The sequence below is a fragment of the Variovorax sp. GW823-FHT02B07 genome (assembly GCF_058797695.1).
The window spans coordinates 629,021-652,819 of sequence record NZ_JBXAJX010000002.1; the positions used below are offsets into that span (position 1 = coordinate 629,021).

Consider the following 23,799-nt stretch of genomic DNA (forward strand, 5'->3'; position numbering starts at 1 on the left):
TGCTTGCCCCTTCGCGGGCGCCGCCGGCGGGCGGCCCCTACACTCGGCGCCATGCTCTTGTTGGGAATCGAATCATCCTGCGACGAGACCGGCGTGGCGCTGGTCGAGTCGCACGGCGACGCGCTGCCGCTGCTGCGTTCGCACGCGCTGCACAGCCAGATCGCCATGCACCAGGCCTACGGCGGCGTGGTGCCCGAGCTGGCCAGCCGCGACCACATCCGCCGCGTGCTGCCGCTCACCGAAGCCGTGATGGCCGAGGCCGGGCGTTCGCTGGCCGAGATCGACGTGGTGGCCTACACGCGCGGCCCGGGTCTGGCCGGCGCGCTGCTCGTGGGCGCGGGCGTGGCCTGCGCACTGGGTGTGGCGCTGGGCAAGCCGGTGCTGGGTGTGCATCACCTGGAAGGGCATCTGTTGTCGCCGTTCCTGAGCGCCGACCCGCCCGAATTCCCGTTCGTGGCGCTGCTGGTGTCGGGCGGCCACACGCAGCTGATGCGGGTCGACGGCGTGGGCCGCTACGAACTGCTCGGCGAGACCATCGACGACGCGGCTGGCGAGGCCTTCGACAAGAGCGCCAAGCTCATGGGCCTGCCGTACCCCGGCGGCCCCTGGCTCGCGAAGCTGGCCGAAGGCGGCGACGCCGCAGCCTTCAAGCTGCCGCGCCCGCTGCTGCACAGCGGCGACCTCGACTTTTCGTTCGCAGGCCTGAAGACGGCTGTGCTCACGCAGGCCAAGAAGCTCGGCGACCAGCTCGAGGCGCGCAAGGCCGACCTCGCCGCCTCCACGCAGGCGGCCATCGTCGAGGTGCTGTTGAAGAAGTCGCTCGCGGCGCTGGACCAGACCGGCCTGAAGCGGCTGGTGGTCGCCGGCGGCGTGGGGGCCAACAAGAACCTGCGCGAGCAGCTGAACGCGGCCTGCGCCAAGCGCAAGGTGCGCGTGCACTACCCCGAGCTGCACCTGTGCACGGACAACGGCGCCATGATCGCCATGGCCGCCGCGATGCGGCTGCAGTCAGGCCTGTCGCAGGCCAGCGAGCGCTACGCCTTCGACGTCAAGCCGCGATGGCCGATGGCATCGCTGATGACGCCCGAGACGCCGCTGCCGGAAACCGTGTAGCCGGCTGCTGCCGTGCACGCCCCAGCGAGGGCAGCGGCAGCACGTCGAGCACGTTGCGCCACAGCTGGCGCCACTCGGGCCAGTCATGGCCGCCTTCGGTCGTGAACACGCGCCCCGGGGGCAGGGCGTCGGCCAGCAGCTTGTGGTTGCTGGCGAAGCGGTCGGCCAGGCCGAAACCCAGGTACAGCGGCGGCAGGTCCTGGGAAGGCTTCGGCGCCAGGTACTGCTGGAAGAAGGGCCAGAGCTTGCGGTCGGGTTCCTCGTCGGGCTGCGGCCCGGTGGGCGCCTGCCAGGCGCGCAGGCCGCCGGCCTTCTTGATTTCCGCACCGAGCACGCGGCGCCCGAGGTAGGGCGCCAGCGCCACGATGCCGTCCACCGAGCCCGGGCGCGCCAGTTCGTGGATCAGCGCGCCGAATCCGCCGATGGAAATGCCGACCAGCCAGATCGAGGTGTAGCCCTTGGCGCGCTGGGGCTCGATGACGTCGGCGTGCAGCCGCTCGCTGAGGGTCTGGTCGTAGTAGTAGGAGACGTCCGCATCGACCAGCAGTGCGTCGGCTGCGAGGTGCCGCTCGCGCACGGCGCTGATGAAGCCCTCGCGCTCGAACTCTTCGGGCTTGAGGTAGGCCCCTGGCAGGAAGATCAGGAGCGTGTCGGACCGTTCGTTGTCATTGGCTGACTGCAGGTGCGTTTTCATGGTGCCTTGAGGCACACCCGCTGTCCGCACCGCCCGGGAACTCGATGCGTTTACGAGATGCCCACGAAGAAGAAAGTACTAATAAATCGTCACATCATGTGACGTTATCCGGCACTATTGTGAATACGGCGCTTGTTTAAAGTCAAAACAAGCTGTCACTAACATTTTCTTCGTGGGGGCATCGCCGGGACTAGTTGATCTGCAAGTGCGAAACCTGGCTTGCGGGCACCAGCTTGCCGAGCTTCAGGGTCAGCACGCCGTTCTCCAGCTTGGCTTCGCTGGTGGCCAGGTCGATGGCTTGCGGCAGCTCGTAGGCGAGCTTGATCTGGCGCTTGGCTTCGGCCTTGCTTTCGATGCGGACCACGGCGCCTTCGATGGCCACCGACAGGTCTTCACGCGACAGGCCGGGCACGTCCAGCGACAGGGTCCAGCTCTTGTCGTCCTGCTCGACCAGGGGCGAGCGGCGGGCGCCGGCAAAAGCCTCGTTCACGAAGCGCTCGAAAGCGCGGTCGTGGGCACGGGGAGCGAAATGCGCGCTGCGGTGGGTGGGGGTGAAGAACATGGCGAAAACTCCTGGGTGAATGAACACAATGGGGACATGGAATGTGTGTCCCTTACACTGCGCGGCCTTTCCATCGTGAGTGCCGCTTGACACCTCATCTAGGCGCATCGGCACGCGTTTCAAGACAATGAAAACCCCCTTTATTTGGCGCCGCCAGGCCTTGAAATTCGCAGCGGCGGCGCTATGCGCGACCCCGTTCGCCGGCCTGGCCCAGGCCCCGCAACCCGCCCCCATCCGGCTGGCACTCATCGAGAGCATGAGCGGCCCCTTCGCCAACACCGGCGAGGCCGTGTTCCGCAACCTGCAGTGGGCCGTGGAGCGCGTGAACGCGCGCGGCGGCGTGAAGCTGGCCGGCGGCGCGCGGCCGCTGCAACTGGACCGCTACGACAGCAAGGGCCAGAACGAAGAGGCGCTGTCGGCGCTGCGCGCGGCCATGGACGACGGCACCCGCATCGTGCTGCAGGGCAACTCGTCGGTGACGGCCGCGGCGCTGATCGACGCCATCGACAAGAACAACGAGCGCGATCCGTCGCGCCGCGCGATCTTCCTGAACTACTCGGCGGTCGATCCGGTGCTGACCAACGAGCGCTGCAGCTTCTGGCACTTCCGCTTCGACGCCCATGCCGACATGCGCGTGGCCGCGCTGATGGACGTGGTCAAGGACGACGCGGCGCTCAAGCGCGTCTACCTGATCGGCCAGGACTACAGCTTCGGCCAGGCCGTGCTGCGCGAGTCGCGCCGCCAGCTGGGCGTGCAGCGCCCCGACGTGGAGATCGTCGGCGACGAGCTGCACCCGATGGGCAAGGTGAAGGACTTCGCGCCCTACGCCACCAAGATCCTCGCCAGCGGCGCGCAGGCGGTGGTCACCGGCAACTGGGGCAACGACCTCACGCTGCTCGTGAAGGCCGCGCGCGAAGCCGGCTTCAACGGCAGCTTCTACACCTTCTACGGCAATGCGCTGGGCGCGCCGGCCGCCATCGGCGACGCGGGCATCGGCCGCGTGGTCGCCGTGGCCGACTGGCTGCCGAACGTGCAGACGCCGCAGTCCGAGGCCTTCTACCGCGCCTTCCGCACGCGCTTTCCGCGCCCGGCCGACGACTACGTACACATGCGCATGCAGCTCTTGGTCGAGTCGCTCGCGCAGGCGCTGGAACGCGCGGGCAGCACCGAGGCCGTGCCGCTGGCGCGCGCGCTGGAGCAGGCCGACGTGAGCCTGTATGGCCAGCGCGGGCGCATGCGCGCGGCCGACCACCAGTTCCAGCAGCAGCTCGTGGTGGGCGTGATGGACAAGCAGGGCAAGCCCGGCGTGCAGTTCGACGTCGAGGGCTCGGGCTACGGCTTTCGCGTGATCAAGACGATCGCGCCCGAACGCGCCGAGCAGCCCACCTCTTGCAAGATGAAGCGCCCCTGAGGCGCATGACCCCGACAGCACAGGAACTCCCAGACATGCGTGAAGCCATCCACCACCTCGAAGCCTCGAAGATCCGCGAAGTCGCCAATGCCGGCATGGGCCGCGACGACGTGCTCGCCTTCTGGTTCGGCGAGAGCGACGAGGTCACTCCCGAGGTGATCCGCCAGGCGGCCATCGAGTCGCTGCAGCGCGGCGAAACCTTCTACGCCCACAACCTCGGCCTGCCCGAACTGCGCGAAGCCATCGCGCGCTACACCAGCCGCCTGCACCCGACGGTCGACGCCTCGCGCATCGCCGTCACTTCGGGCGGCGTGAGTGCGCTGATGCTCGCGGTGCAGGCGCTGGTCGATGCGGGCGACGACGTGGTCGCGGTCACGCCCGTGTGGCCCAACCTCACGGCGCAGCCGGCGATCATGGGCGCGCAGGTTCGCACCGTGCCGCTGGTGCCAGTGAACGGGCAGTGGACGCTCGACCTGCCTGCGTTGCGCGCGGCGGTCACGCCGAAGACGAAGCTGCTGATCGTCAACGCGCCGAACAACCCCACGGGCTGGACGATGACGCGCGACGAGCAGCAGGCCGTGCTCGACCATTGCCGCGAGACCGGCACCTGGATCCTGGCCGACGAGGTGTACGAGCGCCTGTACTTCGAGCCCACGCCGAACGGTTGTGCGCCGAGCTTCCTCGACATTTCTACGCCCGACGATCGCCTGGTCGTGACGCACAGCTTCTCGAAGAGCTTCCTCATGACCGGCTGGCGCCTCGGCTGGCTGGTGCTGCCGCCGGCGATGGTCGACGGCATCGGCAAGCTGATCGAGTTCAACACCTCGTGCGCCAGCGTGTTCACGCAGCGTGCCGCCATCGCGGCGCTCGCGCACACGGCCGACATCACGCCGCGCGTCGTCGCACACCTGAAGCAGTGCCGCGACACGCTGGTGCCGTTGCTGGCGGCGGTGCCGGGCGTGCAGGTGGCACCGGCCAAGGGCGGCATGTATGCCTTCTTCCGGCTCGAAGGTTTTGGCGATTCGCTCGAACTCGCCAAGCGCCTGGTCGCCGAAGCCGGCCTGGGGCTCGCGCCGGGCAACGCCTTCGCGCCTGAGGCGCAGGGTTGGTTGCGCTGGTGCTTCGCGTCGAAGGACCCGCAGCGGCTGGTGCAGGGTGTCGAGCGGCTGCGCGACTGGCTGGCGAAGCAGGCGCGCTGAGGCTTTCCGGCATGGCATCGAGGTCCGCGCCTGTCGATGCCGTGCGCATCCGCGGCTCGGCGCTGCCGGGCCTGCAGGCGATCGCGGCTGAATCGAAGCGCAGCTTTCCGCGCCACATGCACGACGTGTTCGGCATCGGCGTGATGGACCGCGGTGGACAGCGCTCGGCCAGCGGGCGTGGCGCGGTCGAGGCGGTGCGCGGCGATGTCATCACGGTGAATCCGGGCGAGGTGCACGACGGCGTCGCGATGCGCGGTGAGGCGCGGGCCTGGCGCATGCTGCATCTGGCGCCTGCGCTGCTGTCGGACGGTGTGCCCCCGGGGTTCGAGCTGACGCGGCCGGTGCTGAGCGATCCGGCGCTGCGGCAGGGTTTCGATCGGCTGTTCGCGGCCGTCGTCGAAGGCGGCGACGCGCTGGCGCTGGAGCAGGGCGTGCTGCAACTGCTGCGCGATGCGCCCGGCACGCGAGCTCCCGAGTCGCCACAGCGCGTGGCGCCGGCAGCGATGGAACGAGCGCGTGCACGCATCGCCGACGACTGCATTCACGCGCCCACGCTCGCCGAACTGGCACGCGAGGCGGGCCTGAGCCGCTACCAGTTGCTGCGCGGCTTTGCTGCCGCCTTCGGGCTGCCGCCGCATGCCTGGCTGCAGCAGTGCCGGCTGTCGCGCGCCCGCCGGCTGATCGCGCAGGGCAGGGCGCTGGCCGAGGCCGCCGCCGGTGCAGGCTTCTCTGACCAGAGCCACATGACGCGGGCTTTCGTGCGCTTCCTGGGCTTCACGCCCGGGGCGTATGCGGCGGCGCGCTAGCTCGATTCCTGCAATTTCGTTCAAGACCGCCGTGCCCCTGGCGGGAGACGCTCGCGCTTTCTGCAAAACGGAAGGCGATCAGCATGTCGGAACGAAGCAAGGGAATGTGGCTGTGCGCGCTCGCGATGGTCACGGTCGGCAGCACGGTGGTCGCGAGCAAGCTCATCGCCAGCGGCCTGCCGCCGTTCACGGCCACCGCGCTGCGTTTTGCACTGGCGCTGCCCGTGTTCGTGGCGCTGATGGGGTTCCTGCGCGTGCGCTGGCCGCGCCCGGACCGCCACGACGCTGTGCTGCTGCTGTGCCAGGCGGCGGCGGGCAGCGTCGGCTACACGGTGCTGCTGATCCTGGGCGTGCGCTGGGCGCCGGCCGCCGATGCGGGCGTGGTGACCGGCACGCTGCCGGCGATGGCCGCGCTGGTGGCTGTGCTGGCGCTGCGCGAGCGGCCGGGGCGCTACCTTGTGGGCGGGATCGTGCTCGCGAGCCTGGGCGTGCTGGCGATCACGCTGCGCCCGGGCGACGGAGGTGGCGAGCGCACGTCGACCGCGCTGCTCGGCAACCTGCTGGTGCTGGGGGCGGTGGCGCTCGAGTCGCTGTTCATCCTGCTCAACAAGCGGCTGCGCGTGCCGCTGGCGCCGCTCGTGCAATCGACCGCGATGGTCGCGCTGGGGCTGCTGCTGTCCGTGGTTCCGGCGCTGCTGGAGCGCGCGTGGCTGCGGCCGATACCGGGCGAGGCGCTGGCCGGGGTGGCCTACTACGCGCTGGTGCCGACGGTGGCGGGTTTCCTGCTCTGGTACGCGGGCGCCGCCCGGCTGCGCGGCGCCGAGGCGGCGCTGTTCACGGCGCTGATGCCGGTGTCGGCGCTGGTCCTGGCTGCGTGGTGGCTGGGGGAGGCGGTGGGGTGGGCCCAGGTCGCCGGCGCCGCCTGCGTGCTGGGGGCCGTGGGGCTGGTTTCGCTTGACGGAAGGCGGCGGGAAGGAGCGGTCAAGCCGGCCGATGTATACTCCCAAAGCTTTGCATGCCGCAAGGCGCACGGTGAGGGCAGTTCCAGTGCTCACCGCAAGTCAAACATCCCGGAACAAGGAAATTCAACATGATCGCAGCCTCCATCAAGGCCGAAGTTGTCAAGGACAACGCCCGTGCAGCCAACGACACCGGCAGCCCCGAAGTGCAAGTCGCACTGCTGACCGCCCGTATCAACGAGCTGACCCCCCACTTCAAGACGCACGCCAAGGACCACCACGGTCGTCGCGGCCTGCTGCGCATGGTCAGCCGCCGTCGCAAGCTGCTCGACTACCTCAAGTCCAAGGACGCCGAGCGTTACACCGCGCTGATCGCCAAGCTGGGTCTGCGCAAGTAATTCGAATCGCATGAAAAAACGCCTGGGTTAGTCCGCTAGCTCAGGCGTTTTTTACTTCGCGATCCACTTTCGGAGTGCCCAACAGAGCGAAGCTGTGTCATTCCAATGAAGTTCGTCCCGAGCTTCGCTGGAATGGCATCGTGTTCTGAGCAGCCTCCGCCCCTTGCGAATCCTGTGTGATTCGCTATCAAAATAGGAGCAACAATGAGCCTCTTCAACAAAATCACCAAGTCCTTCCAATGGGGCGACAAGACCGTCGTCATGGAAACCGGTGAAATCGCCCGTCAGGCGACCGGCGCCGTGCTGGTCGACATCGACGGCACCGTGATCCTGGCGACCGTGGTCGCTTCCAAGACCGCCAAGCCTGGCCAGGACTTCTTCCCGCTGACCGTCGACTACATCGAGAAGACCTACGCTGCGGGCAAGATCCCTGGCAGCTTCTTCAAGCGCGAAGCCAAGCCCAGCGAACACGAAACGCTGACCAGCCGCCTGATCGACCGTCCGATCCGCCCGCTGTTCCCCGAAGGTTTCCTGAACGAAGTGCACGTGGTGATCCACACCGTGTCGCTGAACCCTGAAGTCGACGCCGACATCGCCGCCATGATCGGCGTGAGCGCCGCGCTGTCGATCTCCGGCATCCCGTTCAGCGGCCCGATCGGTGCCGCCCGTGTGGGCTACATCAACGGCCAGTACGTGCTGAATCCGGGCCCCACCGCCCGCAAGGATTCGCAGATGGACCTCGTCGTCGCCGGCACGCAAGCCGCCGTGCTGATGGTCGAATCCGAAGCCCAGCAACTCAGCGAAGAAATCATGCTGGGCGGCGTGGTGTTCGGTCACGAGCAAGCCAACATCGCGATCAACGCGATCCACGACCTCGTGCGTGACGCCGGCAAGCCGGAATGGCTCAAGGAAGGCACCTGGGTGCCTGAAGCCAAGGATGAAGACTTCATCGCCAAGATCAATGGCCTGGCCGAAGAAAAGCTGCGCGCTGTCTATCAAATCCGCAGCAAGCAAGCCCGGACGCAAGCCCTGCGTGAAGCCAATGCCAGCGTCTTCACGGCCCTGAAGGCCGAAGGCGCCGAGTTCGACGCCGGCAAGGTCAGCGACCTGCTGTTCGCGATCGAGTCGCGCATCGTGCGCGGCCAGATCCTGCAAGGCGAGCCGCGCATCGACGGCCGCGACACGCGCACCGTGCGCCCCATCGAAATCCGCAACTCCGTGCTGCCCCGCACCCACGGCTCGGCGCTGTTCACGCGCGGCGAGACGCAGGGCCTGGTCGTCACCACGCTCGGCACCGAGCGCGACGCACAGCGCATCGATGCGCTGGCCGGCGAGTACGAAGACCGCTTCCTGTTCCACTACAACATGCCTCCCTTCGCCACCGGTGAAGTGGGTCGCATGGGCTCCACCAAGCGCCGCGAAGTGGGCCACGGCCGCCTGGCCAAGCGCGCGCTCGTCGCCGTGCTGCCGACCAAGGAAGAATTCCCGTACACCATCCGCGTGGTGTCGGAAATCACCGAGTCGAACGGCTCCTCGTCGATGGCTTCGGTCTGCGGCGGCTGCCTCTCGATGATGGACGCCGGCGTGCCCATGAAGGCACACGTGGCCGGCATCGCCATGGGCCTGATCAAGGAAGACAACCGCTTCGCGGTGCTGACCGACATCCTGGGCGACGAAGATCACCTGGGCGACATGGACTTCAAGGTGGCCGGCACGACCAACGGCATCACCGCGCTGCAGATGGACATCAAGATCCAGGGCATCACCAAGGAAATCATGCAGGTTGCATTGGCGCAGGCCAAGGAAGCGCGCATGCACATCCTGGGCAAGATGCAAGAAGCGATGGGCGAGGCCAAGGCCGACGTGTCGCAGTTCGCACCGCGCCTGACCACGCTGAAGATCAACCCCGAGAAGATCCGCGACGTGATCGGCAAGGGCGGTGCGGTCATCCGTGGCCTGCAGGAAGAAACCGGCACGACGATCAACATCGACGAAGACGGCACCATCACCATCGCCTCGACCGATCCGGAAAAGGCCGAATTCGCCAAGAAGCGCATCGAGCAGATCACCGCTGAAGTCGAAATCGGCAAGGTCTACGAAGGCCCGATCACCAAGATCCTGGACTTCGGCGCGCTGGTCAACCTGCTGCCCGGCAAGGACGGCCTGCTGCACATCAGCCAGATCGCGCACGAGCGCGTCGAGAAGGTGACCGACTACCTGAGCGAAGGCCAGATCGTGAAGGTCAAGGTTCTGGAGACCGACGAAAAGGGCCGCGTCAAGCTGTCCATGAAGGCCCTGACCGAGCGTCCGGCCGGCATGGAGTACAGCGAGCGCCCGCCGCGCGAAGACCGTGGTGATCGCGGCGACCGTGGCGACCGCCGCGAGCGTTCGGACCGTGGCGACCGCGGTGACCGCGGTGACCGCGGCGGCGATCGTGGCGAGCGCGCACCGCGCTTCAACGACCAGCAGCAACAGCCCCGCGGCGAGCAGCAACAGCAGCCCGTCGGCGAGTCGCAGCAGCAAGCGCCGCGCGAACCGCAGGAGTAAGCAGTGAGGCGCGACGGCCTGTGCCGTCGCCTCTCGCGTGGACAGTGGTGATGCCCGCCCCGTGCGGGCATCCGAGCCTCGGAGACCCCCATGAAAGCCATTGAGATCACTTCGTACGGCGCCCCCGAGGTGCTGCGCGTCACTGCGCGTCCCGACCCGGTGGCGGGCGAGGGTGGGCTGCTGATCCGCGTGGCGGCCAGCGGCGTGAATCGCCCGGACGTGCTGCAGCGGATGGGGCACTACCCCGTGCCGCCCGGTGCCTCCGACCTGCCGGGCCTCGAAGTGGCCGGCGAGATCGTGTCGGGTGACGCCAAGGCGCTGGCAGATGCGGGCTTCCAGGTCGGCGACCGCGTGTGCGCGCTGGTGGCTGGTGGCGGCTATGCCGAGCTGTGCGTGGCGCCCGTGGCGCAATGCCTGCCGGTGCCCAAGGGCTGGAGCGATGTCGAGGCGGCTTCGCTGCCCGAGACCTTCTTCACCGTCTGGAGCAACGTGTTCGAGCGCGGCCGCTTGCAGAAGGGCGAGACCCTGCTGATCCAGGGTGGCTCCAGCGGCATCGGCGTCACGGCGATCCAGATCGCCAAGGCGCTCGGCGCGGCCGTGATCGTCACGGCCGGCAGCGACGACAAATGCGAAGCCTGCCTGAAGCTCGGTGCCGACCACGCCATCAACTACCGCACGAGCGATTTCGTCGAAGTGGCGAAGCAGCTCACGGGCGGCAAGGGTGTGGACGTGGTGCTCGACATGGTGGCGGGCGACTACGTGGCGCGCGAGGTCGAGTGCCTGGCCGAAGACGGCCGGCTGGTGATCATTGCGGTGCAGGGTGGTGTGAAGAGCGAGATCAACGCGGGCCTCGTGCTGCGTCGGCGGCTCACGATCACGGGCTCGACGCTGCGTCCGCGGCCGGTGGCGTTCAAGGGCGCCATCGCCAAGGCGCTGCGCGAGAAGGTCTGGCCGCTGCTCGAAAGCGGCGCGGTCAAGCCCGTGATCCACAGCACCTATGCGGCAGCAGGTGAGCCCAGCGGCGCGGCCCAGGCTCACACCCTGATGGAATCGAACCAGCACATCGGCAAGATCGTGCTGACTTGGTGAGACGAACAACGCGATGACAACCTTCAAGAAACTGATTGCCGGCAACTGGAAGATGAATGGCGGTCTGGCCGCCAACGAGGCGCTGGTGAGGGCCCTGCAGCAAGGGCTGGCCGCCAGCCCTGCAGCATGCGGTGTCGCGCTGTGCGCGCCTGCGCCGTACTTCGCCCAGCTGCAATCGCTGCTGGCGGACACGCCGTCGCTGGCCCTCGGTGCGCAGGACATTTCGGCGCACCCGCAAGGTGCGTTCACCGGCGAGCAATCGGCTGCGATGCTGAAGGATTTCGGCGTGCGCTATGCCATCGTCGGCCATTCGGAGCGTCGCCAGTACCACGGCGAAACCGACGATGCCGTGGCCGCGAAGACGGCGGCGGCGCTGGCGAACGGCATCACGCCGATCGTCTGTGTCGGCGAGACGCTGGCACAGCGCGAAGCAGGGCAGACCGAAGAGATCGTCAAGCGTCAGCTGGCTGCGGTGATCCATGTGAATGGCCACTGCATCAGCGAGATCGTCGTGGCCTACGAACCGGTCTGGGCCATCGGTACGGGCAAGACGGCTTCGCCCGAACAGGCGCAGGCGGTGCATGCCGTGCTGCGTGCGCAACTGCACCATGCCGCGAGCGAACATGCCGCGGGCATCAAGATTCTGTACGGCGGCAGCATGAACGCGGCGAATGCCGCCGAACTGCTGGCGCAGGCCGACATCGACGGCGGCCTCATCGGCGGTGCCTCGCTCAAGGCGCCCGACTTTCTGCAGATCATTTCTGCCGCTGCACGCTGATTGCGGCAACGGCAGCCATCACTTAGGAGTAAGAACGAATGAACGTGGTCCTCAATCTTCTGGTCGGCGTGCAAATGCTGGCGGCGCTGGCAATGATCGGCCTGATCCTGATCCAGCACGGCAAGGGCGCCGACATGGGCGCGGCCTTCGGCAGCGGCAGTGCGGGCAGCCTGTTCGGTGCCAGCGGCAGTGCCAACTTCCTCTCGCGCACCACGGCTGTGCTGGCCGCGGTGTTCTTCGCCTGCACGCTGCTGCTGGCCTACTTCAGCCACGCACGTCCTGCGGGCGGCGGCAGCCTGCTGGAGCGCGCAGCCGTGGGTGCGCCTGCTGCACCGGCCGCGCCTGCGACTGGCGCTGCGGGCGAAATCCCCGCTGCAGCAGCACCTGCGAAGGCTGCTTCGGCACCTGCTGCACCCGTTTCGGGCCCTGGCCAGATTCCGGCCAAGTAATCAGGTTGTTTTCATGCAGCCGTTCGTGAGAAACGGCTTCATTTCAGGGTAAACTCTAAATCTGTTCAGAAAGCCAAATGCCTCAACGGCACCTCATGCCATCTGGACAGTTAAAAACCGCGGTCGTGGTGAAATTGGTAGACACGCTATCTTGAGGGGGTAGTGGCGAAAGCTGTGCGAGTTCGAGTCTCGCCGACCGCACCAAATCTCACCGGCAGAAGATCTCTTTCCAGAGGCTCTTCTGTCGGTGGCAAGCGGTGAAAATTTCTCGATGAACCTCGATTCCTACCTTCCCGTCCTTTTGTTCATTTTGGTCGGGGTCGGCGTAGGCGTCGCCCCGCAAGTCATCGGATACATCCTCGGGCCCAATCGGCCCGACGCTGCGAAGAACGCGCCCTACGAGTGCGGCTTCGAAGCCTTCGAGGATGCGCGCATGAAATTCGACGTGCGCTATTACCTCGTCGCGATTCTCTTCATCCTCTTCGATCTCGAGATTGCCTTTCTCTTTCCGTGGGCCATTGCGCTCAAGGAAATCGGCGCTGTTGGCTTCTGGGCCATGATGATCTTTCTCGCCATCCTCGTCGTGGGCTTCGTCTACGAGTGGAAAAAAGGCGCGCTCGACTGGGAATGACAAGGAAGCTACACGATGGCCATTGAAGGCGTTCTCAAAGAAGGCTTCGTCACCACGACCTACGACTCGGTCGTGAACTGGGCGAAGACCGGATCTCTCTGGCCGATGACGTTCGGCCTCGCATGCTGTGCGGTCGAAATGATGCACGCGGGCGCTGCCCGCTACGACATCGACCGTTTCGGCATGCTGTTCCGCCCCAGCCCGCGCCAGTCCGATCTGATGATCGTGGCCGGCACGCTGTGCAACAAGATGGCGCCGGCGCTGCGCAAGGTCTACGACCAGATGCCCGAGCCGCGCTGGGTGCTCTCGATGGGCTCCTGTGCGAATGGCGGCGGCTACTACCACTACAGCTATTCCGTGGTGCGTGGCTGCGACCGCATCGTGCCGGTCGACGTCTATGTGCCGGGTTGCCCGCCCACCGCTGAAGCGCTGCTGTACGGCGTGATCCAGCTGCAGCAGAAGATTCGCCGCACCAACACCATTGCCCGCGCCTGAGAGATTGCCGACGATGACTGACTTTGCAATTTCGCCGGAGGTGCTGCGCGCCACCATCGCCGAGACACTCGGCGCCAAGGCCAAGAGCGTGACGATCGCGCTCGAAGAAGTGACCGTGGTGGTCAGCGCTGCCGACTACATCGACGCGGCGCTCCTGCTGCGCGATGCGCCCGGCTGCCGCTTCGAGCAGCTGATCGACCTGTGCGGCATGGACTATTCCGACTACCGCGAAGGCGAGTGGCAGGGCGAACGCTACGGCGTCGTCTCGCACCTGCTCTCCGTGAGCCTCAACCAGCGTGTGCGCCTGAAGGTGTTCGCGACCAGCGAAGACCTGCCCGTGATCGACTCGCTCCAGCCCGTCTGGAGCGCTGCCACGTGGTTCGAGCGCGAAGCCTTCGACCTGTACGGCATCGTGTTCGACGGTCACGACGACCTGCGTCGCATCCTGACCGACTACGGCTTCATCGGCCACCCGTTCCGCAAGGACTTCCCGGTGTCGGGTCACGTCGAGATGCGCTACGACGAAGAGCAGAAGCGCGTGGTCTACCAGCCGGTCTCGATCGAGCCGCGCGAAATCACGCCGCGCGTGATCCGCGAAGACAACTACGGCGGCGGTTTGCACTGACAGATATGGCCGAAATCAAGAACTACACACTCAACTTCGGTCCCCAGCACCCCGCAGCACACGGCGTGCTGCGCCTGGTGCTCGAGCTGGACGGCGAAGTGATCCAGCGGGCCGACCCCCACATCGGCCTGCTGCACCGTGCGACCGAGAAGCTCGCCGAATCGCGCACCTTCATCCAGTCGCTGCCCTACATGGACCGCCTCGACTACGTGTCGATGATGTCCAACGAGCACGCCTACTGCCTCGCCATCGAGCGGATGATGGGCCTCGATGTGCCGATCCGCGCGCAGTACATCCGCGTGATGTTCGCCGAGATCACCCGCCTGCTGAACCACCTGCTGTGGCTCGGCGCGCACGGTCTCGATTGCGGCGCGATGAACATGCTCATCTACTGCTTCCGCGAGCGTGAAGACCTGTTCGACATGTACGAAGCCGTGTCCGGCGCGCGCATGCACGCGGCGTACTTCCGTCCGGGCGGCGTCTACCGCGACCTGCCGGATTCGATGCCGCAGTACAAGGTCAGCAAGATCAAGAATGCGAAGGCCATCGAAAAGCTCAACGAGAACCGCCAGGGCTCGTTGCTCGACTTCATCGACGACTTCTGCAAGCGCTTCCCGAAGATGGTCGACGAGTACGAGACGCTGCTCACCGACAACCGCATCTGGAAGCAGCGCACCGTGGGCATCGGCGTGGTCACGCCGGAGCGCGCGTTGAACCTGGGCTTCACCGGCCCGATGCTGCGCGGCTCGGGCGTCGAATGGGACCTGCGCAAGAAGCAGCCCTACGACGTCTACGACCAGATGCAGTTCGACGTGCCCGTGGGCAAGACCGGCGACTGCTACGACCGCTACCTGGTTCGCGTGGAAGAAATGCGCCAGGCCAACAAGATCATCCAGCAGTGCTCGGCCTGGCTGCGCGTGAATCCGGGTCCGGTCATCACCAGCAACCACAAGGTCGCAGCGCCCGCGCGCGAATCGATGAAGGCGAACATGGAGGAGCTGATCCACCATTTCAAGCTCTTCACCGAAGGCTTCCATGTGCCCGAAGGCGAAGCGTATGCCGCCGTCGAGCACCCCAAGGGCGAGTTCGGCATCTACCTCGTGAGCGACGGCGCCAACAAGCCGTACCGCCTGAAGATCCGCGCCCCGGGCTTCCCGCACCTCGCTGCCCTCGACGAAATGTCGCGCGGCCACATGATCGCCGACGCTGTCGCGGTGATCGGCACGATGGACATCGTGTTCGGCGAAATCGACAGGTGAGAAAGAGCGAATGACGACTTCCTCAACCCATCACCATGACGCGGCGCCCTCGGCGCCGTTGAAGGCCGCCATCCTCGAGCGCTTTGCGCGCGAGGTCGCCAAGTACCCCGAAGCCGGCAAGCAGTCGGCCGTGATGGCCTGCCTGGCCATCGTCCAGCAGGACGAAGGCTTCGTGAGCGTGCAGCGCGAGCGCGAGATCGCCGCCTACCTCGGCATGGCGCCTATCGCCGTGCACGAAGTGACGACCTTCTACAACATGTACAACCAGCATCCGGTGGGCAAGTTCAAGCTCAACGTGTGCACCAACCTGCCGTGCCAGCTGCGCGACGGCGTCACCGCGCTCGTGCACCTCGAGAAGAAGCTCGGCATCACGATGGGCGAGACCACGGCCGACGGCCTGTTCACGCTGCAGCAGAGCGAATGCCTGGGCGCCTGCGCCGATTCGCCCGTGATGCTGGTCAACGACCGCACCATGTGCAGCTTCATGAGCAACGACAAGCTCGACCAGCTCATCGACGGTTTGCGCAGTGCCAAGCCAGGGGAGGCTTCGTGATGACGCCCGAACAGGTTCTCTCGCAATTCCAGGCCACCGGTGTCCAGACCTGCTTCCATGACCGCCACATCGGCGCTCAGATCTATGCAGGCCTGGACGGCACCAACTGGCACCTGGCCGACTACGAAGCGCGCGGCGGCTACCAGGCGCTGCGCAAGATCCTCACCGAGGGCCTCACGCCCGACCAGGTGATCGCCGAAGTGAAGGCCTCGGGCCTGCGCGGCCGTGGCGGCGCGGGTTTCCCGACCGGCCTGAAGTGGAGCTTCATGCCCCGCCAGTTCCCGGGCCAGAAGTACCTCGTCTGCAATTCGGACGAAGGCGAGCCCGGCACGTGCAAGGACCGCGACATCCTGCAGTTCAACCCTCACATCGTGATCGAAGGCATGGCCATCGCCGCGTATGCGATGGGCATCAGCGTGGGCTACAACTACATCCACGGCGAGATCTTCCAGAGCTACGACCGCTTCGAGGCCGCCCTCGAAGAAGCGCGCGCCGCCGGCTACCTCGGCGACAAGATCATGGGCAGCACGTACAACTTCCAGTTGCACGCGGCCCACGGCTTCGGCGCCTACATCTGCGGCGAGGAAACCGCGCTGCTCGAATCGCTCGAAGGCAAGAAGGGCCAGCCGCGCTTCAAGCCGCCGTTCCCGGCCAGCTTCGGCCTGTACGGCAAGCCGACCACCATCAACAACACCGAGACCTTCGCGGCGGTTCCCTGGATCATCCGCAACGGCGGCCAGGCCTACCTCGAGTGCGGCAAGCCGAACAACGGCGGCACCAAGATCTACTCGGTGAGCGGCGACGTCGAATTGCCCGGCAACTACGAAGTGCCGATGGGCACGCCGTTCTCCAAGCTGCTCGAACTGGCCGGCGGCGTGCGCAAGGGCCGCACGCTCAAGGCCGTGATCCCCGGCGGCTCGTCGTCGCCGGTGCTGCCGGCCGACATCATGATGGCCTGCACCATGGACTACGACTCGATCGCCAAGGCCGGCTCCATGCTGGGCTCGGGCGCCGTGATCGTCATGGACGACACGCGGTCGATGGTCGAGTCGCTCAAGCGCCTCTCGTACTTCTACATGCACGAGTCCTGCGGCCAGTGCACCCCCTGCCGCGAAGGCACGGGCTGGCTCTACCGCGTGGTGGACCGCATCCACAACGGCCAGGGCAAGCCCAGCGACATGCAGCTGCTGGACTCCGTGGCCGGCGACATCATGGGCCGCACCATCTGTGCGCTCGGCGATGCGGCAGCCATGCCCGTGCGCGCCATGATCAAGCACTTCCGCCATGAGTTCGAGGCCCTGATCCCGGGCCACGTCCCGACGGCGCCCGTCAAGGCCTGAGTGCGAGAAGAAACACAGACATGATCGAAATCGAACTCGACGGCAAGAAGGTCGAAGTGACCGAAGGCAGCATGGTGATGCATGCGGCCGAAAAGGCGGGCACCTACATTCCGCACTTCTGCTATCACAAGAAACTCAGCATCGCGGCCAACTGCCGCATGTGCCTGGTCGACGTGGAAAAGGCGCCCAAGCCGATGCCGGCCTGCGCCACGCCCGTCACGCAGGGCATGATCGTTCGCACCAAGAGCGACAAGGCCATCAAGGCCCAGCAGTCCGTCATGGAGTTCCTGCTGATCAACCACCCGCTGGATTGCCCCATCTGCGACCAGGGCGGCGAATGCCAGCTGCAGGACCTGGCCGTCGGCTACGGCGGTTCTTCTTCGCGTTACGAAGAAGAAAAGCGCGTCGTGTTCCACAAGGACGTCGGCCCGCTGATCAGCATGGAAGAAATGAGCCGCTGCATCCACTGCACGCGCTGCGTCCGTTTCGGCCAGGAAGTGGCCGGCGTGATGGAGCTGGGCATGTCGCACCGCGGCGAGCACTCCGAAATCGAAACCTTCCTCGGCGACTCGGTCGACTCCGAGCTGTCGGGCAACATGATCGACATCTGCCCGGTCGGCGCGCTCACGAGCAAGCCCTTCCGCTACAGCGCCCGCACCTGGGAACTGTCGCGCCGCAAGTCGGTGAGCCCGCACGATTCCACCGGTGCCAACCTGATCGTCCAGGTCAAGAACAACCGCGTGATGCGCGTGGTGCCGCTCGAGAACGAAGACGTCAACGAATGTTGGATCGCCGACCGCGACCGCTTCTCGTACGAAGCGCTCAACGGCACGGAACGCCTGACGCAGCCCATGCTGAAGCAGGGCGGCCAATGGCAGCAGGTCGACTGGCAGACGGCGCTCGAGTACGTCGCCAACGGTCTCAAGCAGATCAAGACCGACCACGGTGCGCAAAGCATCGGCACGCTGGTCAGCCCGCACAGCACGCTCGAAGAGCTGCAGCTCGCCGCCATGCTCACGCGTGAACTCGGCAGCGACAACATCGACTACCGCCTGCGCAATGCCGAGTTCTCGGCCTTCGAAGGCGTGCGCTGGCTCGGCACCTCGATCGCCTCGCTCACGCAAGTGCAGCGCGCGCTGGTCGTCGGCTCGAACCTGCGCAAGGAACACCCGCTGTTCGCACAGCGCATCCGCCAGGCCGTGCGCAAGGGCGCCGCGCTGTCGGTGATCACCTCGTCCAGCCTCATGGCCGACCGCGGTGCCTGGGCCATCGACGTGGCGCAAGCGTCGATCGTCGACGCCGACCAATGGGTCGAGGCGCTGGCCGCCGTGGCCGCGGCCATCGGCCAGACCAATGGCGCGGCCGCACCGCTGGCACCGAAGAACGCACCCGACGCCGCCGCGCAAGCCATCGCAGCCTCGCTGCTGAGCGGCGAGCGCAAGGCGATCCTGCTCGGCAATGCCGCCGCGCACCACGCGCAAGCCAGCAGCCTGCTGGCCCTCGCGAACTGGATCGGCGCACAGACCGGCGCCACCGTCGGCTACCTGACCGAAGCGGGCAACACCGTGGGCGCACAGCTCGTCGGCGCCTTCCCGCAAAACGGCGGCCTCGATGCCGGCCGCATGCTTGCCGCCGGCTCCGGCCTGAAGGCCGTGCTGCTGCTGAACACCGAGCCGGTGTTCGACTCGGCCGCCGGTGCTGCCGCCGCCGATGTCATCGGCAATGCGCAGATGGTGGTCACGCTGAGCCCCTTCAAGGCCAACCTCGAGTTCAGCGACGTGCTGCTGCCCATCGCCCCGTTCACCGAAACGCCCGGCACCTTCGTCAATGCTGAAGGCCGCGTGCAGGGTTTCCATGCCGTCGTGAAGCCGCAAGGCGAAACGCGCCCGGCGTGGAAGGTGCTGCGCGTGCTGGCGAACCTGCTCGGCCTGCCGGGCTTCGCCTTCGAATCGACCGCCGAGGTGCTGGCCACCGTCGGTGACAAGGGCACCGTACCGGCGAACGCGCTGAGCAACGCCACCTCCGCCAAGGCCGTCGCGGCCAGTGGCGTCGTGGCTGCGCCCGTGGTCGCGAGCATCTACCAGCTCGACTCGATCGTGCGCCGCGCACCGTCGCTGCAGTTGACCGCCGACGCGCGCCACAGCGCACAGGCCGCACCCGCTCGTGCCGAGGAGGCCCTGGCATGATCGACGCAATTCATGGCTTCGGCCAGGGGCTGGTCGCCGCGGGCTGGTGGACGTCCGTCGTCTGGCCCGTGGTCTGGACGCTGATCAAGATCATCGTCGTCGTGATCCCGCTGATGCTGGCCGTGGCGTACCTCACGCTGTGGGAACGCAAGGCCATCGGTTTCACGCAGATCCGCGTGGGCCCGAACCGCATCGGGCCGCTGGGCCTGCTGCAGCCGATCGCCGACGCGCTCAAGCTGATGACCAAGGAAATCATCCTTCCGACGGTCGCTAACAAGGGCCTGTTCCTGCTCGGCCCGATCATGACCATCATGCCGGCGCTGGCCGCATGGGCCGTGATTCCCTTCGGTCCCGACGTGGCGCTGGCCAACATCAATGCCGGCCTGCTGTTCGTGATGGCCATCACCTCGCTCGAGGTGTACGGCGTGATCATCGCCGGCTGGGCCTCGAACTCGAAGTACGCCTTCCTGGGCGCGCTGCGTGCCTCGGCACAGATGGTGAGCTACGAAATCGCGATGGGCTTCTGCTTCGTCGTGGTGCTGATGGTCACGGGCAGCCTGAACATGTCCGACATCGTGACGGTGCAGGGCAAGGGCATGTTCCAAGACATGGGCATTGGCTTCCTGTCGTGGAACTGGCTGCCGCTGCTGCCGATCTTCGTTGTGTACTTCATCTCGGGTCTCGCCGAAACCAACCGCCACCCGTTCGACGTGGTGGAAGGCGAATCGGAAATCGTGGCCGGCCACATGATCGAGTACTCGGGCATGAGCTTCGCGATGTTCTTCCTGGCCGAGTACGCCAACATGTGGCTCGTCTCGATCCTGACCGTGGTGCTGTTCCTCGGCGGATGGCTGCCGCCGTTCGAGTTCCTGAGCTTCATTCCGGGCTGGATCTGGCTGGGCCTGAAGACCTTCTGCGTGGTCACCATGTTCCTGTGGGTGCGCTCGACGTTCCCGCGCTTCCGCTACGACCAGATCATGCGTCTGGGCTGGAAGATCTTCATTCCCGTCACCCTGGTGTGGCTGGTCGTGGTCGGTGGCTGGATGCAGACGCCGTTCAACATCTGGAAATAAGCAGGAAGCGACGACATCATGACTGCTTCACACACCGCCGGAGGGCTCGGACGCACCTCCAAGCTGGCCTCCGCACCGTTCTCGCTCAAGGACTTCCTGGGCAGCTTCATGCTGTTCGAACTGTTCAAGGGCCTGGCCATCACGGGCAAGTACGCCTTCGCGCGCAAGATCACCGTCCAGTTCCCCGAAGAGAAGACGCCGCTGTCGCCGCGCTTCCGTGGCCTGCATGCGCTGCGCCGCTACGAGAACGGCGAAGAGCGCTGCATCGCCTGCAAGCTGTGCGAGGCCGTGTGCCCCGCGCTGGCGATCACCATCGAATCCGACGTGCGTGACGACGGCTCGCGCCGCACCACGCGCTACGACATCGACCTGACCAAGTGCATCTTCTGCGGCTTCTGCGAAGAGAGCTGCCCGGTCGACTCGATCGTCGAGACGCACATCTTCGAATACCACGGCGAAAAGCGCGGCGACCTGTACTTCACCAAGGACATGCTGCTGGCCGTGGGCGACCGCTACGAAAAAGAAATCGCGGCGAACAAGGCGGCCGACGCCAAGTACCGCTGAGCCGGCTCCGCTCGAAACCCGTACCAATCGAATTCCAATGGACGTCAAGACCGGTCTGTTCTATCTGTTTGCCGCGGTGCTGCTGTTTGCAGCCTTCCGCGTCATCACCTCCCGCAACCCCGTGTACGCCGCGCTGTACCTGGTGCTGGCCTTCTTCCAGGCCTCGGCCATCTGGCTGCTGCTGCGCGCCGAGTTCCTGGCGATCTCGCTCGTGCTGGTGTACGTCGGCGCCGTGATGGTGCTGTTCCTGTTCGTCGTGATGATGCTGGACATCGACGTCGACGGCCTGCGAGAGGGCTTCTGGAAGCACTTCCCGCTGGCGGCAGGCATCGGCGCGCTCATCGCGCTCGAAATGGCGGCCGTGCTCATGGGCGGCTTCCGCCTGGGCGAAGGCCCGCGCGCCATGGCGACGACCTCGCCCAACAGCTCGAACACGCTCGAGCTGGGCAAGCTGCTGTACTCCGAATACCTCTATCCGCTGGAAATCGCCGCGGTCATCCTGCTGGTGGCCATCATTGCCGCCATTGCACTGACGCTGCGCACCCGCAAGGACAGCAAGTACGTCAACCCGTCGGACCAGGTGCGCGTGAAGGCGCGCGACCGCGTGCGCATCGTGCAGATGCCCGTCACGCGTGCGGCCGAGCCGGTGGTTGAGGCCCCGGCAGCGGATGCCGCTGCAAAGGAAAACAAGGCATGACGCTCACGCTCGGACACTTTCTCTCGCTCGGCGCGATGCTCTTCGCGCTGTCGGTGATCGGCATCTTCCTGAACCGCAAGAACCTGATCGTGCTGCTGATGGCCATCGAGCTGATGCTGCTGGCGGTCAACATGAACTTCGTGGCCTTCTCGCACTACCTGGGCGACATGCACGGCCAGATCTTCGTGTTCTTCATCCTGACGGTGGCGGCGGCCGAATCGGCCATCGGCCTGGCGCTGCTGGTCCTGTTGTTCCGCAACAAGTCCAACATCAACGTCGACGAACTCAACTCGCTCAAGGGTTGACAGCAGTATGAGCGCAACCCTTTCCGCATCCACCTTGCTGGCCGTGCCGCTGGCACCCCTGGTCGGCGCCGCACTTGCCGGCCTGTTCGGCACGAAGTTCGGCGGCAACCACATCGGCCGCAAGGTCACGCATTCGCTGACCATCCTGGGCGTGTTCGTCGCCTTCGTGATCTCGGCGATGACGCTGAAGTCGGTCATCGTCGACGGTGCCCGCTTCAACCAGACCATCTACGAATGGATGATGGTCGGCGGCCTGAAGATGGAAGTCGGCTTCCTGGTCGACGGCCTCACGGCCATGATGATGTGCGTCGTGACCTTCGTGTCGCTGATGGTCCACATCTACACCATCGGCTACATGGAAGAAGACGACGGCTACAACCGCTTCTTCTCGTACATCTCGCTGTTCACCTTCTCGATGCTGATGCTCGTCATGAGCAACAACATGCTCCAGCTGTTCTTCGGCTGGGAAGCGGTGGGCCTGGTGTCGTACCTGCTGATCGGCTTCTGGTTCAACAAGCCCACGGCCATCTTCGCGAACATGAAGGCCTTCCTGGTCAACCGCGTGGGTGACTTCGGCTTCATCCTGGGCATCGGCCTGATCGCCGCCTACGCCGGCACGCTGAACTACGGCGAAGCCTTCGCCAAGGCGCACACGCTGGCCGGCATCACCTTCCCGGGCACCGAGTGGATGCTCATCACGGTGATCTGCATCTGCCTGTTCATCGGCGCGATGGGCAAGAGCGCCCAGTTCCCGCTGCACGTGTGGCTGCCCGACTCGATGGAAGGCCCGACCCCCATCTCGGCGCTGATCCACGCGGCGACCATGGTGACGGCCGGCATCTTCATGGTGGCGCGCATGTCGCCGCTGTTCGAGCTGAGCGACACGGCCCTGAGCTTCATCCTCGTGATCGGCGCCATCACCGCGCTGTTCATGGGCTTCCTGGGCATCATCCAGAACGACATCAAGCGCGTGGTCGCGTACTCGACGCTGTCGCAGCTGGGCTACATGACGGTGGCGCTCGGTGCCTCGGCCTACTCGGTCGCGGTGTTCCACCTGATGACGCACGCCTTCTTCAAGGCGCTGCTGTTCCTCGGCGCGGGCTCGGTGATCATCGGCATGCACCACAACCAGGACATCCGCTGGATGGGCGGCGTGCGCAAGTACATGCCCATCACCTGGATCACCTCGCTGCTGGGTTCGCTCGCGCTGATCGGCACGCCGCTGTTCTCGGGCTTCTACTCGAAGGACAGCATCATCGAGGCCGTGCACGAAAGCCACCTGTGGGGCGCGCAGTTCGCCTACTACGCGGTGCTGGCCGGCGTGTTCGTGACGGCGTTCTACTCGTTCCGCATGTACTTCCTGGTCTTCCACGGCAAGGAACGCTACGACCAGAACCCGGACGCACACCACGACGACCATGCGCACGACGCGCACGGACACGACGACCATGGCCATGGCCACGACGCCCACAAGCCGCACGAATCGCCGATGGTGGTCTGGCTGCCGCTGGTGCTGCTGGCGATCCCCTCGGTGGTGATCGGCTTCATGACCATCGACCCGATGCTGTTCGGCAGCTTCTTCAAGGACGCGATCTTCGTCGACGGTGCCAAGCACCACGCGATGGGCGAGCTGAAGGAAGCCTTCCACGGCCCGGTCGCCATGGCGATCCACGGCCTGCAGACCGCACCGTTCTGGCTGGCGCTGGCCGGCGTGGCGCTGTCGTACTACATGTACATGATGAACCCGGCGCTGCCGGCCGCCATCAAGCGCGCCTTCAGCCCGATCTACAACCTGCTCGAGAACAAGTACTACCTCGACTGGATCAACGAGAACATCCTCGCCCGCGGTGCGCGCCTGCTCGGCACGGGCCTGTGGAAGGGCGGCGACCAGGCGCTGATCGACGGCGCGCTCGTCAACGGTTCCTGGAAGGTGGTGGGTCGCGTGGCCGGCGTCGTGCGCTGGCTGCAGTCGGGCTTCATCTACCACTACGCCTTCGCGATGCTGCTGGGCATCTTCATCCTGATGACGTACTTCGTCTGGTTCAAACGTTGAGCCCGAACGCTGG

General features: G+C 66.0%; 24 protein-coding genes and 1 tRNA gene. 23 read left to right on the plus strand and 2 right to left on the minus strand.

Annotated features, from left to right (window positions below; translation table 11 throughout):
- Positions 1–51: 51 nt before the first annotated feature.
- Positions 52–1,113, plus strand: coding sequence for a tRNA (adenosine(37)-N6)-threonylcarbamoyltransferase complex transferase subunit TsaD (gene tsaD, locus AC1RGU_RS14100; RefSeq protein WP_139702818.1), 1,062 nt, complete (start codon positions 52–54; stop codon positions 1,111–1,113).
- On the opposite strand, the gene AC1RGU_RS14105 is transcribed toward tsaD, so the two are convergent.
- On the minus strand, positions 1,049–1,807 hold the full coding sequence (locus AC1RGU_RS14105) for an alpha/beta hydrolase (RefSeq protein WP_062475441.1): 759 nt from the start codon (positions 1,805–1,807) through the stop codon (positions 1,049–1,051). The two genes, tsaD and AC1RGU_RS14105, sit on opposite strands and share 65 nt — an antisense overlap.
- Before the next feature lie 190 nt (positions 1,808–1,997).
- A complete protein-coding gene (locus AC1RGU_RS14110) occupies positions 1,998–2,369 on the minus strand; it encodes an Hsp20/alpha crystallin family protein (RefSeq protein WP_095746066.1) in 372 nt (123 codons plus the stop codon).
- Positions 2,370–2,496: 127 nt separating this feature from the next.
- On the opposite strand from AC1RGU_RS14110, the gene AC1RGU_RS14115 reads away from it, so the two are divergent.
- The 22 genes from AC1RGU_RS14115 to nuoL all read left to right on the plus strand — a co-directional run bounded on the left by AC1RGU_RS14115 (position 2,497) and on the right by nuoL (position 23,786).
- Positions 2,497–3,780 (plus strand): branched-chain amino acid ABC transporter substrate-binding protein, encoded by a 1,284-nt coding sequence (locus tag AC1RGU_RS14115; protein WP_062475434.1) that lies wholly within the window; start codon positions 2,497–2,499, stop codon positions 3,778–3,780.
- A gap of 5 nt (positions 3,781–3,785) precedes the next feature.
- Complete coding sequence (locus AC1RGU_RS14120; RefSeq protein WP_492696614.1) at positions 3,786–4,979, plus strand: pyridoxal phosphate-dependent aminotransferase; 1,194 nt, start codon at positions 3,786–3,788, stop codon at positions 4,977–4,979.
- 11 nt (positions 4,980–4,990) lie between these two features.
- Positions 4,991–5,785 carry an AraC family transcriptional regulator gene (locus AC1RGU_RS14125; RefSeq protein ID WP_492696615.1) on the plus strand — a complete coding sequence of 265 codons (795 nt, stop codon included), beginning with the start codon at positions 4,991–4,993 and terminating at the stop codon, positions 5,783–5,785.
- A gap of 83 nt (positions 5,786–5,868) precedes the next feature.
- Positions 5,869–6,879 (plus strand): DMT family transporter, encoded by a 1,011-nt coding sequence (locus tag AC1RGU_RS14130; RefSeq protein WP_492696616.1) that lies wholly within the window; start codon positions 5,869–5,871, stop codon positions 6,877–6,879.
- Complete coding sequence (rpsO, locus tag AC1RGU_RS14135) at positions 6,876–7,142, plus strand: 30S ribosomal protein S15 (protein ID WP_056579564.1); 267 nt, start codon at positions 6,876–6,878, stop codon at positions 7,140–7,142. The genes AC1RGU_RS14130 and rpsO overlap by 4 nt, the downstream gene beginning before the upstream one ends.
- A 204-nt stretch (positions 7,143–7,346) precedes the next feature.
- Positions 7,347–9,689, plus strand: a complete 2,343-nt coding sequence (gene pnp / locus AC1RGU_RS14140) for a polyribonucleotide nucleotidyltransferase (RefSeq protein ID WP_492696617.1) — start codon at positions 7,347–7,349, stop codon at positions 9,687–9,689.
- Between the two features lie 90 nt (positions 9,690–9,779).
- Positions 9,780–10,778 (plus strand): NAD(P)H-quinone oxidoreductase, encoded by a 999-nt coding sequence (locus tag AC1RGU_RS14145; RefSeq protein WP_492696618.1) that lies wholly within the window; start codon positions 9,780–9,782, stop codon positions 10,776–10,778.
- 13 nt (positions 10,779–10,791) lie between these two features.
- Entirely contained in the window at positions 10,792–11,556 is a 765-nt protein-coding gene (tpiA, locus tag AC1RGU_RS14150; RefSeq protein ID WP_369646424.1) for a triose-phosphate isomerase, read from the plus strand.
- Between the two features lie 38 nt (positions 11,557–11,594).
- On the plus strand, positions 11,595–12,005 hold the full coding sequence (gene secG, locus AC1RGU_RS14155) for a preprotein translocase subunit SecG (protein ID WP_390342723.1): 411 nt from the start codon (positions 11,595–11,597) through the stop codon (positions 12,003–12,005).
- Between the two features lie 119 nt (positions 12,006–12,124).
- A tRNA-Leu gene (locus AC1RGU_RS14160) sits at positions 12,125–12,209 on the plus strand.
- Between the two features lie 67 nt (positions 12,210–12,276).
- Entirely contained in the window at positions 12,277–12,636 is a 360-nt protein-coding gene (locus AC1RGU_RS14165; protein WP_055805154.1) for an NADH-quinone oxidoreductase subunit A, read from the plus strand.
- A 15-nt stretch (positions 12,637–12,651) separates the two neighbouring features.
- A complete protein-coding gene (locus AC1RGU_RS14170) occupies positions 12,652–13,131 on the plus strand; it encodes a NuoB/complex I 20 kDa subunit family protein (protein ID WP_007837763.1) in 480 nt (159 codons plus the stop codon).
- A 13-nt stretch (positions 13,132–13,144) separates the two neighbouring features.
- Positions 13,145–13,756 carry an NADH-quinone oxidoreductase subunit C gene (locus tag AC1RGU_RS14175; protein WP_062475411.1) on the plus strand — a complete coding sequence of 204 codons (612 nt, stop codon included), beginning with the start codon at positions 13,145–13,147 and terminating at the stop codon, positions 13,754–13,756.
- A gap of 5 nt (positions 13,757–13,761) precedes the next feature.
- Positions 13,762–15,015 (plus strand): NADH-quinone oxidoreductase subunit D, encoded by a 1,254-nt coding sequence (locus tag AC1RGU_RS14180; protein WP_062475408.1) that lies wholly within the window; start codon positions 13,762–13,764, stop codon positions 15,013–15,015.
- 10 nt (positions 15,016–15,025) lie between these two features.
- Positions 15,026–15,568 carry an NADH-quinone oxidoreductase subunit NuoE family protein gene (locus tag AC1RGU_RS14185; protein WP_492696619.1) on the plus strand — a complete coding sequence of 181 codons (543 nt, stop codon included), beginning with the start codon at positions 15,026–15,028 and terminating at the stop codon, positions 15,566–15,568.
- Positions 15,568–16,908, plus strand: a complete 1,341-nt coding sequence (gene nuoF, locus AC1RGU_RS14190; protein ID WP_070063112.1) for an NADH-quinone oxidoreductase subunit NuoF — start codon at positions 15,568–15,570, stop codon at positions 16,906–16,908. The genes AC1RGU_RS14185 and nuoF overlap by 1 nt, the downstream gene beginning before the upstream one ends.
- Positions 16,909–16,928: 20 nt before the next feature.
- On the plus strand, positions 16,929–19,094 hold the full coding sequence (gene nuoG / locus AC1RGU_RS14195; protein ID WP_447745778.1) for an NADH-quinone oxidoreductase subunit NuoG: 2,166 nt from the start codon (positions 16,929–16,931) through the stop codon (positions 19,092–19,094).
- Positions 19,091–20,167, plus strand: a complete 1,077-nt coding sequence (gene nuoH, locus AC1RGU_RS14200) for an NADH-quinone oxidoreductase subunit NuoH (RefSeq protein ID WP_095949076.1) — start codon at positions 19,091–19,093, stop codon at positions 20,165–20,167. The genes nuoG and nuoH overlap by 4 nt, the downstream gene beginning before the upstream one ends.
- Positions 20,168–20,185: 18 nt before the next feature.
- Positions 20,186–20,731: an NADH-quinone oxidoreductase subunit NuoI gene (gene nuoI, locus AC1RGU_RS14205; protein ID WP_062475395.1), complete on the plus strand. Its 546-nt coding sequence runs from the start codon at positions 20,186–20,188 to the stop codon at positions 20,729–20,731.
- Between the two features lie 37 nt (positions 20,732–20,768).
- Positions 20,769–21,428 carry an NADH-quinone oxidoreductase subunit J gene (locus AC1RGU_RS14210; protein ID WP_062475392.1) on the plus strand — a complete coding sequence of 220 codons (660 nt, stop codon included), beginning with the start codon at positions 20,769–20,771 and terminating at the stop codon, positions 21,426–21,428.
- Positions 21,425–21,733, plus strand: a complete 309-nt coding sequence (gene nuoK / locus AC1RGU_RS14215) for an NADH-quinone oxidoreductase subunit NuoK (RefSeq protein ID WP_007837741.1) — start codon at positions 21,425–21,427, stop codon at positions 21,731–21,733. Before AC1RGU_RS14210 ends, nuoK begins: the two co-directional genes overlap by 4 nt.
- 7 nt (positions 21,734–21,740) lie before the next feature.
- Positions 21,741–23,786 (plus strand): NADH-quinone oxidoreductase subunit L, encoded by a 2,046-nt coding sequence (gene nuoL / locus AC1RGU_RS14220; RefSeq protein ID WP_062475389.1) that lies wholly within the window; start codon positions 21,741–21,743, stop codon positions 23,784–23,786.
- The last annotated feature ends 13 nt before the right edge of the window (positions 23,787–23,799 follow it).